Origin of the sequence: Sphingopyxis sp. CCNWLW2, assembly GCF_037095755.1 — a bacterium.
Classification (GTDB): domain Bacteria; phylum Pseudomonadota; class Alphaproteobacteria; order Sphingomonadales; family Sphingomonadaceae; genus Sphingopyxis.
On record NZ_JBAWKJ010000001.1, the window covers coordinates 2125904 to 2140380 of the forward strand.

At 65.0% G+C, this 14477-nt stretch carries 16 protein-coding genes; 6 read left to right on the forward strand and 10 right to left on the reverse strand.

Features of this window, described 5'->3' with window-relative positions:
• The first annotated feature begins 223 nt into the window (after positions 1 to 223).
• Together V8J55_RS10160 and V8J55_RS10165 are read left to right on the forward strand one after the other, a co-directional pair.
• Positions 224 to 2569, forward strand: a complete 2346-nt coding sequence (locus V8J55_RS10160; protein ID WP_336445480.1) for a glycosyltransferase family 4 protein — start codon at positions 224 to 226, stop codon at positions 2567 to 2569.
• Positions 2523 to 3830: a glycoside hydrolase family 130 protein gene (locus tag V8J55_RS10165; protein ID WP_336445481.1), complete on the forward strand. Its 1308-nt coding sequence runs from the start codon at positions 2523 to 2525 to the stop codon at positions 3828 to 3830. The genes V8J55_RS10160 and V8J55_RS10165 overlap by 47 nt, the downstream gene beginning before the upstream one ends.
• Here the strand turns inward: V8J55_RS10165 and V8J55_RS10170 are convergent.
• The 3 genes from V8J55_RS10170 to V8J55_RS10180 all read right to left on the reverse strand — a co-directional run bounded on the left by V8J55_RS10170 (position 3810) and on the right by V8J55_RS10180 (position 5655).
• The gene (locus tag V8J55_RS10170; RefSeq protein ID WP_336445482.1) at positions 3810 to 4148 is read right to left on the reverse strand and encodes a hypothetical protein; all 339 of its coding nucleotides are present in this window, start codon (positions 4146 to 4148) and stop codon (positions 3810 to 3812) included. The genes V8J55_RS10165 and V8J55_RS10170 overlap by 21 nt on opposite strands.
• Before the next feature lie 99 nt (positions 4149 to 4247).
• Entirely contained in the window at positions 4248 to 5366 is a 1119-nt protein-coding gene (locus V8J55_RS10175; protein ID WP_336445483.1) for a glycosidase, read from the reverse strand.
• Positions 5367 to 5385: 19 nt separating this feature from the next.
• The gene (locus tag V8J55_RS10180; RefSeq protein WP_336445484.1) at positions 5386 to 5655 is read right to left on the reverse strand and encodes a hypothetical protein; all 270 of its coding nucleotides are present in this window, start codon (positions 5653 to 5655) and stop codon (positions 5386 to 5388) included.
• Between the two features lie 219 nt (positions 5656 to 5874).
• On the opposite strand from V8J55_RS10180, the gene V8J55_RS10185 reads away from it, so the two are divergent.
• Positions 5875 to 6150 (forward strand): hypothetical protein, encoded by a 276-nt coding sequence (locus V8J55_RS10185; protein ID WP_310255246.1) that lies wholly within the window; start codon positions 5875 to 5877, stop codon positions 6148 to 6150.
• Between the two features lie 86 nt (positions 6151 to 6236).
• Positions 6237 to 6842, forward strand: coding sequence for a cytochrome b (locus V8J55_RS10190; protein ID WP_336445485.1), 606 nt, complete (start codon positions 6237 to 6239; stop codon positions 6840 to 6842).
• 251 nt (positions 6843 to 7093) lie between these two features.
• Here V8J55_RS10190 and V8J55_RS10195 read toward each other — a convergent pair whose 3' ends face one another.
• On the reverse strand, positions 7094 to 7360 hold the full coding sequence (locus V8J55_RS10195) for a response regulator transcription factor (protein WP_052187702.1): 267 nt from the start codon (positions 7358 to 7360) through the stop codon (positions 7094 to 7096).
• A gap of 358 nt (positions 7361 to 7718) precedes the next feature.
• Between V8J55_RS10195 and V8J55_RS10200 the strand changes: the two genes are divergently transcribed.
• A complete protein-coding gene (locus tag V8J55_RS10200) occupies positions 7719 to 8399 on the forward strand; it encodes a helix-turn-helix domain-containing protein (protein WP_336445486.1) in 681 nt (226 codons plus the stop codon).
• The gene (locus V8J55_RS10205) at positions 8396 to 9832 is read left to right on the forward strand and encodes a hypothetical protein (RefSeq protein WP_336445487.1); all 1437 of its coding nucleotides are present in this window, start codon (positions 8396 to 8398) and stop codon (positions 9830 to 9832) included. The genes V8J55_RS10200 and V8J55_RS10205 overlap by 4 nt, the downstream gene beginning before the upstream one ends.
• Positions 9833 to 9936: 104 nt before the next feature.
• On the opposite strand, the gene V8J55_RS10210 is transcribed toward V8J55_RS10205, so the two are convergent.
• From V8J55_RS10210 to V8J55_RS10235, 6 genes are all read right to left on the reverse strand, one after another.
• Positions 9937 to 10503 (reverse strand): hypothetical protein, encoded by a 567-nt coding sequence (locus V8J55_RS10210; protein ID WP_336445488.1) that lies wholly within the window; start codon positions 10501 to 10503, stop codon positions 9937 to 9939.
• Between the two features lie 8 nt (positions 10504 to 10511).
• A complete protein-coding gene (locus V8J55_RS10215) occupies positions 10512 to 11246 on the reverse strand; it encodes a C39 family peptidase (protein WP_082639667.1) in 735 nt (244 codons plus the stop codon).
• A gap of 7 nt (positions 11247 to 11253) precedes the next feature.
• On the reverse strand, positions 11254 to 11661 hold the full coding sequence (locus V8J55_RS10220) for a hypothetical protein (RefSeq protein WP_336445489.1): 408 nt from the start codon (positions 11659 to 11661) through the stop codon (positions 11254 to 11256).
• An 81-nt stretch (positions 11662 to 11742) separates the two neighbouring features.
• Positions 11743 to 12273, reverse strand: a complete 531-nt coding sequence (locus V8J55_RS10225; protein WP_037516455.1) for a hypothetical protein — start codon at positions 12271 to 12273, stop codon at positions 11743 to 11745.
• 202 nt (positions 12274 to 12475) lie between these two features.
• Positions 12476 to 13312 (reverse strand): FAS1-like dehydratase domain-containing protein, encoded by an 837-nt coding sequence (locus tag V8J55_RS10230; protein WP_336445490.1) that lies wholly within the window; start codon positions 13310 to 13312, stop codon positions 12476 to 12478.
• Positions 13312 to 14475, reverse strand: a complete 1164-nt coding sequence (locus V8J55_RS10235) for an acyl-CoA dehydrogenase family protein (protein ID WP_336445491.1) — start codon at positions 14473 to 14475, stop codon at positions 13312 to 13314. Before V8J55_RS10235 ends, V8J55_RS10230 begins: the two co-directional genes overlap by 1 nt.
• Between the last annotated feature and the right edge of the window lie 2 nt (positions 14476 to 14477).

The following is a 14477-nucleotide window of genomic DNA, read 5'->3' on the forward strand; positions in this document are numbered from 1 at the left end:
CGTCACCGGTCGAATCTGCGGCGCGAGGAAAAGGCTCGAAAAGCGGCGACGGGCGCGATCTCGTGGACCGGGCCGGAACGCCTTTGTCCCGCGACGGCGCGGCGCAACTTGTGACGCGGTGCAGGCGTTGATGGGGTTGTGATGATGTGCTTGCCGCTTCTCCAAGCGGTCGGGGGGCACCGAGTCCAGTTCGATTGAGGGGGAAATCAGAAAAGGCGTCGCAATGAAATGTGATCCGGAAGTCCTTTCTCTTTCAGACGTTTCAGGCGACGATCTCCTCCGCGAAATCTCCGCAAAATTGCCGCCGCAGGCGCGAAAGCGGATCGCGCTGATCGGTTGTTTCCGACCGCGCCAGTGCGGGATCGCGACCTTCACCGCCGATGTCTACGATCATCTCATGGCGACGGGCGCGGGCCTCGCGGTCGATGTCTACGCGATGCGTTCCTCGCATGTGCAAGTCAGCGACGCCGCGATCACCTGCTCGATCGACGACGACAGTTCCGCCTCCTATCGAGCCGCTGCAGCGGCGATCAACCGCAGCGCCGCGGCGGCGGTCTGGCTCCAGCATGAATTCGGCATCTTTGGGGGACCCGCGGGCGACTTGGTTCTCGAACTGGTCGATCGCATCGCAGCGCCGTTGATTGTCACGCTGCACACCGTGCTCGCCGAACCGAGCGACGCGCAGCGGCGCGTGATCGGGCGGCTCGTCGCGCGCGCGTCGCGGCTGGTGGTGATGAGCGAATTCGGGCGCCGGACGCTGATTGACATCTATGGCGCCGAACCCGCTTCGGTCGTCCTGATCGAACATGGGACGCCCGACCGGCCCTTCACCGCGTCGCCGCCGCTGCGTGCGGCGCTCGGGCTCGCGGAGCGGCCCGTCCTTTCGACGTTCGGGCTCCTCGGTCCCGGCAAGGGGCTCGAAACCGCGATCCGCGCCTTGCCGGTCATTGCCGCGCAATATCCCGGCATCCTCTATCGCATCGTCGGCGCGACCCATCCCAACCTCCTCGCGTCCGAAGGCGAGGCGTACCGCGAGAGCCTCAAGACGCTCGCCGAAAGCCTAGGAGTGAAGGATAATATCGCCTGGGAGAACCGTTTCCTCGAGACGGAGGAACTGCTCGACCAGATCGAGCTGTGCGATATCTATCTCGCGCCCTATCCCAATCTCGCCCAGATTACGTCGGGCACGCTCGCCTATGCCGTCGCGCTCGGACGCGCGGTCGTCTCGACACCCTTCGTTCACGCCCGCGAGCTTTTGGCGGACGATGTCGGCATATTGGTGCCGCAGGGTGACAGCGACGCGATCGCAGAGGCGGTGCTCCTCCTTCTCTCGGTCCCGGAGGAGCGCCGCGCCCTCCAGCACCGGGCCTATAGGCGCGGACGGCGCACCGCCTGGCCCGAAATCGCCCGGCAATATACCGCGCTGCTCGGCCAGCTTACCCCGGCGGCGGCCATCAAGGAGGAGCGCGCACCGCCGTCGCTCGGCGCGATCCGCGCGATGAGCGACGGGGTGGGGATCTTCCAGCATGGCTTCGGTATCGTCCCCGATCGCGCCCACGGCTATTGCATCGATGACAATGCGCGCGCGCTGATGCTCCTCAACAGCCTCGGGTCCAAAGCCTTCGCCAAAAACGAAGCGCTCGCCTTGCGCTATGCGAGCTTTGTCCAGCATGCGTGGAATCCCGCGAACGGCCGCTTCCGCAACTTCATGGGCTATGACCGCCAATGGCTCGAGGCGGAGGGGTCGGAGGACAGCAACGGGCGGGCGCTCTGGGTGCTTGGCCATTGTGCCGGCCGTGCGCCGCTTTCGGGGCTCGCCGACTGGGGGCTCGAATGGTTCGGGCGCACCGCCGCGATGGCTGGGGATTTCCGGAGCCCGCGCGCGATCGCGTTCGCGATGCTCGGCGCCGACGAATTGCTTCAGCGTCACCCTGCGCATGCCGATGCGCGCGCGCTGATCGAGCGCGGCGGCGCGTTTCTCCACACGCTCTGGAAATCTTCGCGCCGCCCCGGGTGGGACTGGTTCGAAGCCGGGCTTGCCTATGACAATGCCCGGCTCGCCGAGGCGCTGATGCGCGCTGGTCTCCGGCTGCGCTCGCTCCCCCTCGAAGAGGCGGGGCTTGCGGCGCTCGACTGGCTTTGCGACCGCCAGACGGGCGCGGGCGGATGGTTCCGCCAGGCGGGGTCCGAGGGTTTCGGTCTCGCCGGCGAAACCTTGCCCTTCGACCAGCAGCCGCTGGAGGCGTGGGCGACGATTGCCGCTTGCGGCGAGGCTTTCGCCTCGACCGGTCTGCCGCGCTGGAGCGCGCGCGCCGATATGGCCTGGCGCTGGTTCCACGGCGACAACGACCGGTCGCTCGCGCTCGCGAACGCCGCGACCGGGCGCTGCTGCGACGGACTGACCCCGCGGGGCGTCAATACGAATGTCGGCGCCGAGTCGGTGCTGGCATTTCACCTTGCCTATCACGCGATGGACGACCTATTCTGGCAGGCGGGGATCAACGAAAAGGCGGGCCTTATCGATGCTGATCTGCAGACCCGACCAGTCGCCGCTGCACATACTCAATGAAAAGCTCAGCGCCGATCCCGCGCGGGTCGTCTTGCGACCCTTCCACCTCGCTTGGGCGTCGAATGTTTCCGAACCGCCGCGCGCCGCGCAACTCGTCGCCGACGTCGTCGCGCTCGACGAGGATCAGGCGGAGCTCGAGCTTGGGCTGATCTGGAAGGATTTTTCCGAGCGGCACTGGCAGATCGGCAAAATTTTCGACGAACGCTTCGCCGAGATCGCCGAGGATCTGGCGCTTGCCGTGAGCAGCGTCTCGCCGGTCAAGCGGCGCCTGATCGGTGCCTATTTCTGCCACGAATATAGTTATGCTGCGGCGGCGCTGATGAACCCGAGCGTCGTGCCGCATCCCGACCAGACGGGGCTCGCCGCGCACCAGCAGCGCTTCCTGATGTCGATGCGCGCGGTGGGCGAGGGGCATATCAGCTCGGTGGCCTTTCGAGAGGGCATCATCGGCCCCGGCGGCGATTTCCATCTCTGGCCGCAATCGGGGCCGGCGATGGCGGCGGTTGCCGACGACCGCCATCATATCGGTCCCGACGATGCCGTGACCGTGCACCGCCAGCCCGACAGCGCGATCTCGAACAGCGTCCTTTTTCCCGTGACCGAGGCGCAGCGTAACGGGCTCGAGGACCTTCGCCTCGTGCGCTTCGTTCACGACGATGGCAGCACCGAATATATCGGAACCTACACCGCCTATTCGGGGCAGGCGATCCGCTCCGAACTGCTGCGCACCCGCGACTTCACAAGCTTCAGCCTCGCGCCGCTCACCGGACGGGCCGCGCGGCACAAGGGCATGGCGCTGTTCCCGCGCAAGATCGACGGACGCTATCTGATGATCGGGCGGCAGGACGGCAAGAATATCACCCTGCTCGCGTCCGACACGCTGACGTGCTGGGACGAGGAAGGGGCGATCCTGATGCGCCCCGAATTTCCCTGGGAATTCATCCAGATGGGAAATTGCGGAAGCCCGATCGAGTGCGATGCGGGTTGGCTTCTCCTCACCCATGGCGTCGGGGCGATGCGCAAATACAGCCTGGGGGCGGCGCTCCTCGATCGCGACGACCCATCGCGCGTCCTCGGGCGCACGTCCTGCCCGATCCTCGCCGCCGCCGAGAGTGATCGCGAAGGCTATGTGCCCAATGTCGTCTATACCTGCGGCGCGATGCGCGTCGGCGACGAGCTTTTCATTCCGTTCGGCATATCGGACAGCGCGATCGGTTTCGCGATCGCCTCGATCGACGACCTACTTCGCCACCTCGCCTGAGGGGCGGACGTTCCCGGATCCGTAAGTTGCCGGCGGGTCGCTCGCCGGAAAGGACTCATCGATGGCCTGATCGATCGCCTCCCATGGCCGGCGGATCCCGTCGCGCATCGCGTCGGGGCCGGCCGATCGTGTCTGATCGAAATTTTCGGCATCGGTCTCGCGGTCGCGAAAGGCAGCCGAATGGCGGTCGGCCTTCGCCGGCCCGGCCCGCCTGCGTATCACGCGTGCCGCGAGCCAGGCGAGCGCGATGCCGCCGAATATCCCGGCGAAGCCCCGGAGCCGGAGTGCGCCCGGGTGCGATGCCGCCATCTTTGCCATAGGTTTTTCCTCTCGAAGAAAGCAACGGCGCGACGCGGCGATGGTTGCAGGCCGGTGATGGTGTCCGGACTTTTTCGATGCCAGCCGGCCTCTCGCATCTCAGGCGGCGAAAACCGACTTCGGGATATGGGTGATGCGGCAGGCGAGGTCGGCTTCACCCGACGCGACGACATAATGGTCGCCTCCGTCGGCGATCCCCGTCGTGAACACGACGTCGCGGACGTAGAGCTGGTCCTCCAGCGGGCGCGTGAGGTCGGCATTAGCTTCGATCAACGGCTGGTCGCCGGTTCGCAGGATCTTGGACGGATCGCGCCGGTCGAGCAGCGACCAATAGGTGCGGTAGATACCGACGATTTCCTTGGGTTCGACTCCGTGCCAGAGCGTCAGCCAGCCATCGTCGGTGAGGATCGGCGGGGTGCCGCCGCCGATCCGCGCGGTCGCGAGCGTATCGGCATGCGGGCGGATGCCCGGCGCGAGATGCGGTTTCCAGTGCAGGGCGTCGGGCGAAGTCGCGAGATTGATCGACGGTCCCGCGCGCCACTCCGAGCCCGGCGGATAGGCGAAATAGAGGTCGCCCAGCGGGCGCGTCTGTGCCCAGTAGCGCCCGTCGATGCGGCCTTCGAAGATGAGCATGTCCTTGTTCTGGTGGTCGAGGACGATGTCCCCGAAGCGCCAGTCGATCCCGTTCGTCGAGCTGTAGAGCGTTGTCGAATGCCGTTCGGGGCTTACCGAGCAGGTCGTCATCAGCCAGCGGTCGTCGACCCGCGAAATTCGGGCATCCTCGACGCCATAGCATTGGAAGCTGCCTTGCGGTGCCACCGCCTTGTCATAATGGATCGCGACGCGATCGAGCCCGTCGGGCGACAGCTCGACCGGAAGGAGCCAGGAGAGCGAGGTCAGCGCCATCACGCGCCACGCGCCGCCGCGTACCATGAATTTGCGCGGGTCGGCGGTATCGCAAAGATCGAGCGGCCAGGCGTCGAGCCGATAGCCGCCCTCGGTCCAGCGGATCGCGCGCACATGGCCATCGGCGATCGGATCGCGCAATGCTTCGGCGACGCGCACCATCATCAGCAGATTGCCGTTTTCGAGCCGGGTGAGGCCGGGATTAAAGGCGCCGAGCACATAGGTCTCGGCATCGAACGCGCCCGTGAGCGGCGAGCGTCCGAGATCGACGTCGTCGGGGCCGAAGATGAGGTGGTCTATCGCGAAGTCCATATGGCGGCGCTCCGACCTGCTACTCCGCGCGCTCCGGGGTCTGTGGCGCGCTGATCGGAGCTACAATCTCGGGTTGCTGTTGCGGCCGGATGACCCAATAGTTGCCGGCGCCCAGGTTTTCGCGCCCGAGCAGGCAGATCGGCCGACCGTCCGCGCTGAGTTCTGCCCAGCGTCCCTCGGCCTCGCCTTGCGCGATCAACAGGGCCTGCGCCGGCGTATCGGCTTCGAATTCGACGCGTTTTTCAATGCCGATCCCGTCGTCCGCATAACGAAGCGCATAGGTAATCACGTCGACTCCTTTCGCGCCTCCCCGTTTACGCAATGAGCAACGAATGACACGCCGCGGGGTTTCCGTGGCGGCAGGTGGGGCCGGCAATTTTTATCGGGAATCCTGTCCGTCGGCGGTTGCAGGCGATGGAACAAAGCGGCTTCGATTACGAACGGCGCCGGTCTGCAACCCGGGTGGCTCGGCGAACGTTGAGCTCATGTCACGAAAAGGAGATCCACCATGTCGCACGGCAACCTCGACCATGCCGCGACCGCTCCCGTCGAGCGTGTCGCGCGCGCGCTCGCCGGTCATGCGCTGAGCAAAAATGCCGAAGGCGAACTAACGTCGGCGGGTCCGGCGGTCGATGCTCTATGGCCCGACTATACCGATGCCGCGCTCGCCGCGCTTCGTACGCTGCGCGAGCCGAGCGGGCGGATGCTCGCGGTCGGTGACGCCGATGTCTGGGACCGGATGATCCGCGCGGCGATCGAGGATGAAACGATCTCGGAATTTTGATCGAATAGCGCCGCGGGCCGCAGTCTGCCCGGAAGATGGGCTCGCCGCTCGATGGATCGTTTGTATTTACGATGCGTTGAACCGAAATGGCGAGCGTCCCCGAAGCCACGCCGCAGGAACGGCTGTTGCGCTATAATAATGGCGCGGTTCTCCTGCATTGGCTGATGGCGCTGATCATTGTGGCGCAGGTGGTCGTCGGTTTCACCTTTTCCGGCATGGACCGCGGTCCGGCGCGCGGCGACCTCTTCATCGTGCACAAGACGCTCGGGGCAACAATCCTCTTGCTTGCGTTTGTCCGCCTTGCCTGGCGCCTTGCGTATCCGCCGCCGCCCTTTCCGATCGAACTGCCGCGCTGGGAACGTCTGGCGAGCGTCTGGACGCATCGGGCCTTTTACGTCCTTCTGCTTGCCCTGCCGCTTACCGGCCTGATGGCCGTGTCGGGCGGTGCGAGCGCGGAGGGCAAATCGGTCACGCCGCTGCTTGGCGGCATTCCGCTCCCGCTGGTCCCCGGAATTTCCGAAGAAGCCGGCGAACGGCTCGGCGGCGTTCACGAACTATTGGTGTTCGTTACGCTCGCGCTCCTCGTCCTGCATGTCGCTGCCGCGCTCAAGCACCAGATCGCGCGGCATCGTGCGGCGGGCCGGATGCCGCCTTTTCAAGCGGCCGGCGAACACCCCGTCGCTTCGCCCTGACAATTTTCTGTCGCGTCAGTGCGCGGGCGCGGCTTGCCCGACCGGCGCGGTCATCGAATACCGACGATTACGGCCGCGGCGTCTATGGCTATTATGGCGTGACCTATCCGTTTATTTGACACCCCATAGGAATGAAGGCTGGGGCCGGGCGCGGCGCTCCCTCCCGGCCTTCATCAGCATTCGCCGGCCTGACCGGTGGTCAGCATCTGCTTTCGCTATCGATGCCCATCATATCCATGTCGGATGCACCATCATTTGAGTTCGAAGAGCGTCGGTTCGTCGGGCGACGGCGTTTCGATGACCAGCAGGCCCAGGTGCATGGCCTGGGTTATCAGATGCGCGCGGTTGCGCGCATTGAGTTTCAGTCGCACATTTTCGATGTGCCGTTCGACGGTTCGTGGAGCGATGTTGATCTCGATCGCGATCTGCTTGGCCGAGCAGCCGACGGCGACCAGTTCGAGTATCTGATGCTCGCGAAAGGTCAAATGCGGTTCGACGTTCAAAGCGTTTTGATGCACGGCGCAATCCCCTGACACCCAAGGCGTAGACACAGTGCGACCGACGAGCATCTTTTGCGCGGCAATTGCCGCAACCCACCTGCTCTGGCTTCGATGATATATGTTTGTGCGCTGTTTATCAATTAACCTAAGCTAATTAAGCATATAACGGCACGGCACATGCCAATATAGCTATGATGCTGAAATTCATTATTAATCCATCCTCAAATGCTAAGAAAATTTACGTAAGTGATTTTCCTAGGCTGTTCATACACACGAATTCCTTGGTTTTTATGCGGATGGATTCAGTACCCGCAAAGGCAGATGAGACTCGCAAACGGGGTCGCCGCAAATACCAATTCCAGATTGGAGACGTGGCGTGCAAGGTCTGTCGGCAGAGTTTCAACGCGAGTCCATTCCGCAGGACACCATCCTAAAATTCCGGAAAGGCGAGATTATTTTCTCGCAGGGTGATCCCGGCGATTGCTGGTTCGAAGTCATCTCGGGCACGGTCAGAACCTGTCATTTCCATGTCGACGGGCACCGCCAGCTGACGGGGTTTTTCTATCAGGGCGATGTGTTCGGCGTCGGATATGGCGCGCGCGACGCGGCGGCCGAAGCGGTCACCAACACGATCCTGACCCGCCGCCCGGCGCTGGGTGGCGACCCCGATTCGCTCGGGCAGAACCGCGCGCTCGAACGCGCGCTGGACAGCGCGAACCAATGCATATTCCTGCTCGGCCGCCGCAATGCCAATGAACGCGTCGCGGCGTTCCTGTTGATCGCGGCGAAGCGGCTGTCGGCGCTCGGCAGCATTCCCCTGCCGATGACGCGCGGCGATATTGCCGATCATCTGGGCCTGACGATCCATACGGTCAGCCGGACGATCTCGGGCTTTGTCCGCCAGGGTCTGATCGAGCTGGAGGGGCCGCAACTGTGCCGGCTCGTCGACCTCGACGGACTGCGCGCCATTGCCGGCGAAGAAATGGGCGTCGCGATCGACAAGTTGCGCGCGATGCAGCCGCGGCGAAGCTTCACCGGGCAGGGGGCCGGCGCATGAGCAATGTGTCAGCGCCGCCCGTGCTGCGCCATGTGGGTGTGGCCGCCGTCGGGCTGTCGGCGGTTTTTACGCCCTCGCAGGCCAGGGCGCATGACACGCCCGCGCTCGAATGTCTGTGCGAGGCGCTTCCCTTTCTCGATACCGCGCCAACATGGAATGCGGCGGCTGCGGCGCCGGACGGCGCCGCCGAAAGTCCGCCCGCCGCGAGCGTCGAGAGCGAGATCGACGCGCAGCGCCGGATCATCGCCGAGCAGCGCGCGCTCATCGACCAGCAGAATGTGATGCTCGCCGAGCAGCGGCAGCATATCGTGAAGATGCAGGGACAGCTTATCACCCAGCAGGCGCAGATCGACCGGCTCTCGTCCTTCGCGCTCGCCGAGGCGCCGCTCGACATGTTCCGCGGGACCGGCATGGGACAAGGCGTTGCCGGCCCCGCGCTTCCCGGCCCCGGCAGCGACGCCGTCGCGCTGCCCGATGCGCCGGTCGGCGAGGCACCGCCGCCGAGCGAGTCGACCGCCGAACGCGTCGCCGCGGTTCCCGAAGGGCAGGGGGTGCTGACGCGCGCCGGCAACCTCATTTTCGAACCCTCGTTCGAATATACGCGCTCGTCGACCAATCGTCTTGTCTTCCGCGGGATCGAGCTGATCCCGGGGATCCAGATCGGGCTGATCGAGGCGACCGACGCCGACCGCGACACGCTCGTCGGCACGGCCTCGCTGCGCTACGGCATCAGCGACCGGCTCGAGGCCGAGGTGCGCATCCCCTATCTCTATCGCAACGACCGGATCGAGGTCGTCCAGCAGCGCGACGAGGGCATCGTCCGGTCGATCGCGCTGCGCGAGGACGGGGTCGGCGACGCCGAATTCTCGCTGCGCTATCAATTCAACCGCCCGGTCGGGCAAAAGCCGATCTTCGTCGGAACGCTGCGGGTGAAATCGGACACGGGCAAGGGGCCGTTCGAGGTCGGCTACGACGAATTCGGCGTCGCCACGGGGCTCGCCACCGGGTCGGGTTTCTGGGCGGTACAGCCTGGGCTCAATTTCCTGATGCCGTCCGATCCCGCGGTGATCTATGGCGGCGCGGCCTATCTCTATCATATCCCGCGCGACGTGAACAAACTAGTCGGCGAGGTGCTGATCGGGCGCGTCGATCCGGGCGACGCGGTTTCGGCCAACATCGGCTTCGGTTTCGCGCTCAACCCGCGCTTCTCTTTCTCGCTCGGTTACCGGCACAATTATATCTTCCCGACCAAGACCGAGATTGGCGATACGAATCAGAAATCCAACTATATCCATGTCGGTTCGCTCAATTTCGGCATGTCGTACCGCCTGACCGAACGCGACGTTCTGAACATGGGCTTCGAAATTGGCGTGACCGAAGATGCGCCCGACGTGTCGATCACGCTGCGCATGCCGTTCGGCGGGAAATTATGATCCGGGCGGCCGAACCCAACTCCATAAGAACCCCATAAAGAAGCCCCGCCAAAAGAGGCGGGGCGAGGTGAACCGTCCCTGTCGAAACAGGGGCGGGGGGTCGTTCAGTTGCCGAGCGCGCCGACCGTCTGCGCGCCCATTACGGCGCCAATCGCGTCGCTCATCCGCGTTGACGCCAGCGCGTCGCGGAAACCTTCATAGCCGCTGATGTCGAGCACGGCGTCGACCTGCTGGTTCAGCGAGACATTGCTGGCGGTGTTGATCAGGACATTCTGGATCGCGTCGGTGCGCTGGATCAGCGCGGTCTGGCCATTGTTCGCGAGGAATACCGGTTCATCGCCGACGCGCATGGTGATGCCGCCGCTGGTCAGGATGCCGCCCTGGATCTGCGCCGCGTCGACCGCGGTGAGCGCCGGTGACACGAAGCGCTCGATCGAGGATCCCTGGGGCGTCCAGCTGACGATCGTGCGGAGCGCAAGTTCGTCGTTCACAAAGCTGCGAATATCGGCGCCGAAGGCGATCACCATGCCCTGAAAGGCAAAGCCGCCGCGCTGCGTCGCCAGCACCTCGTCCGATACCGTCTCGGCGTCCGCCAGCGGATCGTCGGCCGCGGGCTCGCTTGCCGCGAGGAGCACCGGCGCGAAGGCGAGCAGGAGGATGCGGGGGGACATGGTCGGCCTCATTTCACGGTGCCGACGCGTACATCGAGCAGGATTTGCGGCGTCAGCTGATATTGCGGGGGAAGGTTGGTCGTCAGATCGCTGATCGAAACGCGAAGCGCGCCCTCATCTTCGAGCGGCGCCTGCGACCAGGGACCCCAGTCGCCGGCAAGGTTGAAGGACGGGCGCTTTTGTCCGCCCTCGACGATCGCCAGCGCGATGCCGTTCCAATGCTTCTCGAAATCGCTGAGCGAATATTCGTTGAGGCCGAGGACCGAATCGCCGGTGAGCACGCGGTCGCCGCGGACGCCTTTGACGACCACGAAATGCTTGAAGCCCTTGAGGTCCATCAGGACGATCGTCGGGCGCTTCACCTGCTTCAATTGCTCGGCGGTGATCCGGAAGCCTTCGGCGCGAAAGCCGCGCGAGGCGAGATAGTTTTTCATGTCGAGCATCGAGAAGCCGACCTTGCGGATCGCCTCGCGGTCGCCCGTTTTCCACATCGCGCGGAAAGGCATCGCCTCCGATGTCGGCGCGCCATAATGATAGGTGAGCAAGGTCGCGATCGCGGCGGAACCGCAGCTGAAATCATAGCGCTGGCGAACGACCGAGCGGAAAGGAATATCCCACCAGGTCATCACCTGAAGTTGGTAATTGCCGCCCGTTTCGGGTCCGGTCAGCCGGACCTCGGCGGCGGCGGGCGCCGCAGCAAGGGCGCATAGCATGCCCGCGATCAAGGCGCGCATGGGCCGCATGGCGAACTCAATCGCCGAGGTTGATGGTCAGGTTCATGCCGCTCTGGGCACTGACCTGCGCACCGGTGTTGATCAGCAGATTGCCGACACCGTTGAAATTGGAAAGCGCGAAATCGCTCAGCGTGACCGCACCCGCGGTATAGTCGCCCTTGAGGACGTTGCCGCTGACGATCGAGTCCATCGTCTGATTGGTGATGACGAGCGACTGGCCGCCGCGCAGCGTGTCGAGCTCTTTGTCTTTCAGCATCGGCGATTTGCGTTCGGGCCGCGCCGCGATCGCCGGGGCTGCATCGGCTTCGGCCGCGACGGCCTCGACCACGCGCGGCGCCGCTGCTTCGGGCGGTGGCAGCTGTGCCGATACGGGCACGGACAGGCCTGCCAGGACCAGCAGGGCCGGGACGATCGGGGGTTTCATAGCGCGGGCGCTCCTTGAAAGCGAAAATTTGGGAAATGGCCGGCCCTCCAGTGGGTCGGGCCGGCCATCCGGGGGACGCTGTTAGTCGCCGCCGGCGCCGCCGCCGGCACCACCGTTGCCGCCGCTGTCGCCAAAGCTGACAGTGCCGCTCGCCGCGATGTTGGTCGCTGCCTGGGTGTTGGCGTTGATGCCCGTGTTCCAGGCGGCGTTCAGAATGCCGGCATAGGCCGCGAAGGCGCTGCCGGTCACACTGTTGTTGCCGCTCTGATAGCCGACATTCGTGTCGCTGTCGTCTTCACCATCCATGTCGACGACTTCGTCGAGATTCTGGTTGGTGTTGGTCGCGCTCAATGACTGGGTCGCCACAACGAAGCTGTTGCCGTTGAACGAGCCATTGCCGTCATTGTCCTGATCGTCATCCGAGAAGGTGTCGGCAGCATTGTCCTGGACGAACAGGTCGATCAGGTCGTTGACGACGACGGTGTCGCTGTTGTTGCCAGAGGCACCGGTCGTGGTGTTGTCATTGTCCTGGTCTTGACCCTGCGCGATCGCAGGTGCGGCCGAGACGGCAAGCGCCAGCGTCGACACTGCCAGCATGACTTTCTTGATCATGGCTACTCTCCTTACAAAAAGGGGATGGCGCGCGATGCCGATCGGCATGGCTGATGCGGATCCTCCCCGACTCCGTCCGCATCGGTGCGAACAAGGCGATCATGGTCCGCCGCGGCATGACCCGCTTTGCGAATTGGCAATGTCGGGGGCGGAGAAATACCCAGATGATCTCGGTGGGTGGATTTGCTTGGGCCGGGTCCCGCTATGCGACGTCGGCGCGCATCGTCGTTCGTCCCGCCGCGTCGCGTGCCCACAATCGCGTCGCATTGCCATCGCGGGCGAGGCAGAGGTCGAAGGGGGCGCCGTCGATCAGCGGGGCCTCGGCGCGGAAGCTGAAGCGGCGGGGGAGAGCGCCGGGCACGGTGCGCAAGAAGTGATCCATCAGCAAGGTCGCGATAAGCGGGCCGTGGACGACGAGCCCCGCATAGCCCTCGACACGCTGTGCATAGTCGCGGTCGTAGTGGATGCGGTGGGCGTTGAAGGTGAGCGCCGAGTAGCGGAACAGCAGCACCGGATCGGGCGACAGGCTGCGCACCGCGTCGGCGGGCTGGGGTTCGATTGCTGTCGCTGGCGTGGGCGCGGGCGCGGTTGTGGCGGGCGCGCGAAAGACGATGTCCTGCTCCTCGCGGATCGCGGCGACGCCGTCCGCCGCAATGTCGTGGCGCAGCGTCACGAAGAGCAGGTCGCCGCTCGCGCCGCGCTTGGGCTTGATCGCATCGATCGTGGTGATGCGGGTCAGCGCGGCGCCGACCGCGATTGGCGCGACGAACTCGATGCGGCTGCCCGCCCACATGCGGCGCGGGAGCGGGACGGGTGGGAGCAAGCCTGTGCCGTCGCGGCGCGGGTGACCATCCTCGCCGATCACCGACTGGCGCGCGGTGGGCAGAAAATAGAGCCAATGGGCGAGCGGCGGCACGGTGCCAGGCAACCAAGGCGAGACGTCATGGTCGAGCAGCGCGGCGAGGCCCGCGAGCGGTGCCGCGGCCGCGACATCCTCGCGTATTTCGCTGCGGCCGACCCAGGCGGAATAATCGTCCATCAGAAGCTCTTGGGCAGGCCGAGCGCGTGGGTCGCGACATGGCTCAGGATCAAATTCGTGCTGATCGGTGCGACCTGATAGAGGCGCGTCTCGCGGAACTTGCGCTCGATGTCATATTCCTCGGCAAAGCCGAAGCCGCCGTGCGTCTGGACGCACATGTCGGCGGCGTACCAGCTCGCTTCGGACGCGAGCATCTTCGCCATATTCGCCTCGGTCCCGCCATCCTGCCCGGCGTCGAACAGCCGTGCCGCCTTGTCGACCATTTCGGCGGCGGCGGCGATCTGGACGTAAGCACGCGCGATCGGGAACTGGATGCCCTGGTTCGTGCCGATCGCGCGGCCGAACACTTGGCGATCCTTGGCATAAACGGTGGCGCGGTCGATGAAGAAGCGGCCGTCGCCGATACATTCGGACGCGATCAGGATGCGTTCGGCGTTCATGCCCGACAGGATATAGCGAAAGCCCTTGCCCTCCTCGCCGATCAGGTTCGCGGCGGGGACTTCGAGGTCGTCGAAGAACAGCTCGGTCGTTGCATGGTTGAGCATCGTGCGCACGGGACGGATCGTCAGGCCGTTACCTTGCGCTTTGCGCATGTCGACGAGCAGAACGCTCATCCCGTCCGACGGCTTGGCGCATTCCTCGCGCGGCGTGGTGCGGCAGAGGAGGATCATCAGGTCCGAATGCTCGGCGCGGCTGATCCAGATCTTCTGTCCGTTGACGATATAGTTGTCGCCGACCTTACGTGCGAAAGTGCGGATGCGCGTTGTGTCGGTGCCCGCGGTCGGTTCGGTCACGCCGAACGCCTGCAGGCGCAGCTCGCCGCTGGCGATCGCGGGCAGATAGGCCTGCTTCTGCGCCTCCGACCCGTGCTTGAGCAGCGTCCCCATCGTGTACATCTGCGCATGGCACGCGCCGCCGTTGCAACCCGACCGATGGATTTCCTCAAGCACCGCGGTCGCGGCGCCGAGGCCGAGGCCCGAGCCGCCATATTGTTCGGGGATGAGGACCGAGAGGAAACCCGCTTCGGTGAGCGTGCGGACGAACTCGGTCGGATAGATGCGGTCGCGGTCGAGGCGCTGCCAATATTCGCCGGGGAAATCGGCGCACAGGCGGCGCACCGCCTCGCGGATTTCAGGGTAGCTCGGCGGCTGCGCTTCGGACATCG

Coding starts and splice junctions, on each gene's coding strand:
- V8J55_RS10160 (WP_336445480.1), top strand. CDS start 224: ATGAAATGTGATCCGGAAGTCCTTTCTCTTTCAGACGTTTCAGGCGAC.
- V8J55_RS10165 (WP_336445481.1), top strand. CDS start 2,523: ATGCTGATCTGCAGACCCGACCAGTCGCCGCTGCACATACTCAATGAA.
- V8J55_RS10170 (WP_336445482.1), bottom strand. CDS start 4,148: ATGGCAAAGATGGCGGCATCGCACCCGGGCGCACTCCGGCTCCGGGGC.
- V8J55_RS10175 (WP_336445483.1), bottom strand. CDS start 5,366: ATGGACTTCGCGATAGACCACCTCATCTTCGGCCCCGACGACGTCGAT.
- V8J55_RS10185 (WP_310255246.1), top strand. CDS start 5,875: ATGTCGCACGGCAACCTCGACCATGCCGCGACCGCTCCCGTCGAGCGT.
- V8J55_RS10190 (WP_336445485.1), top strand. CDS start 6,237: ATGGCGAGCGTCCCCGAAGCCACGCCGCAGGAACGGCTGTTGCGCTAT.
- V8J55_RS10205 (WP_336445487.1), top strand. CDS start 8,396: ATGAGCAATGTGTCAGCGCCGCCCGTGCTGCGCCATGTGGGTGTGGCC.
- V8J55_RS10210 (WP_336445488.1), bottom strand. CDS start 10,503: ATGTCCCCCCGCATCCTCCTGCTCGCCTTCGCGCCGGTGCTCCTCGCG.
- V8J55_RS10215 (WP_082639667.1), bottom strand. CDS start 11,246: ATGCGGCCCATGCGCGCCTTGATCGCGGGCATGCTATGCGCCCTTGCT.
- V8J55_RS10220 (WP_336445489.1), bottom strand. CDS start 11,661: ATGAAACCCCCGATCGTCCCGGCCCTGCTGGTCCTGGCAGGCCTGTCC.
- V8J55_RS10225 (WP_037516455.1), bottom strand. CDS start 12,273: ATGATCAAGAAAGTCATGCTGGCAGTGTCGACGCTGGCGCTTGCCGTC.
- V8J55_RS10230 (WP_336445490.1), bottom strand. CDS start 13,312: ATGGACGATTATTCCGCCTGGGTCGGCCGCAGCGAAATACGCGAGGAT.
- V8J55_RS10235 (WP_336445491.1), bottom strand. CDS start 14,475: ATGTCCGAAGCGCAGCCGCCGAGCTACCCTGAAATCCGCGAGGCGGTG.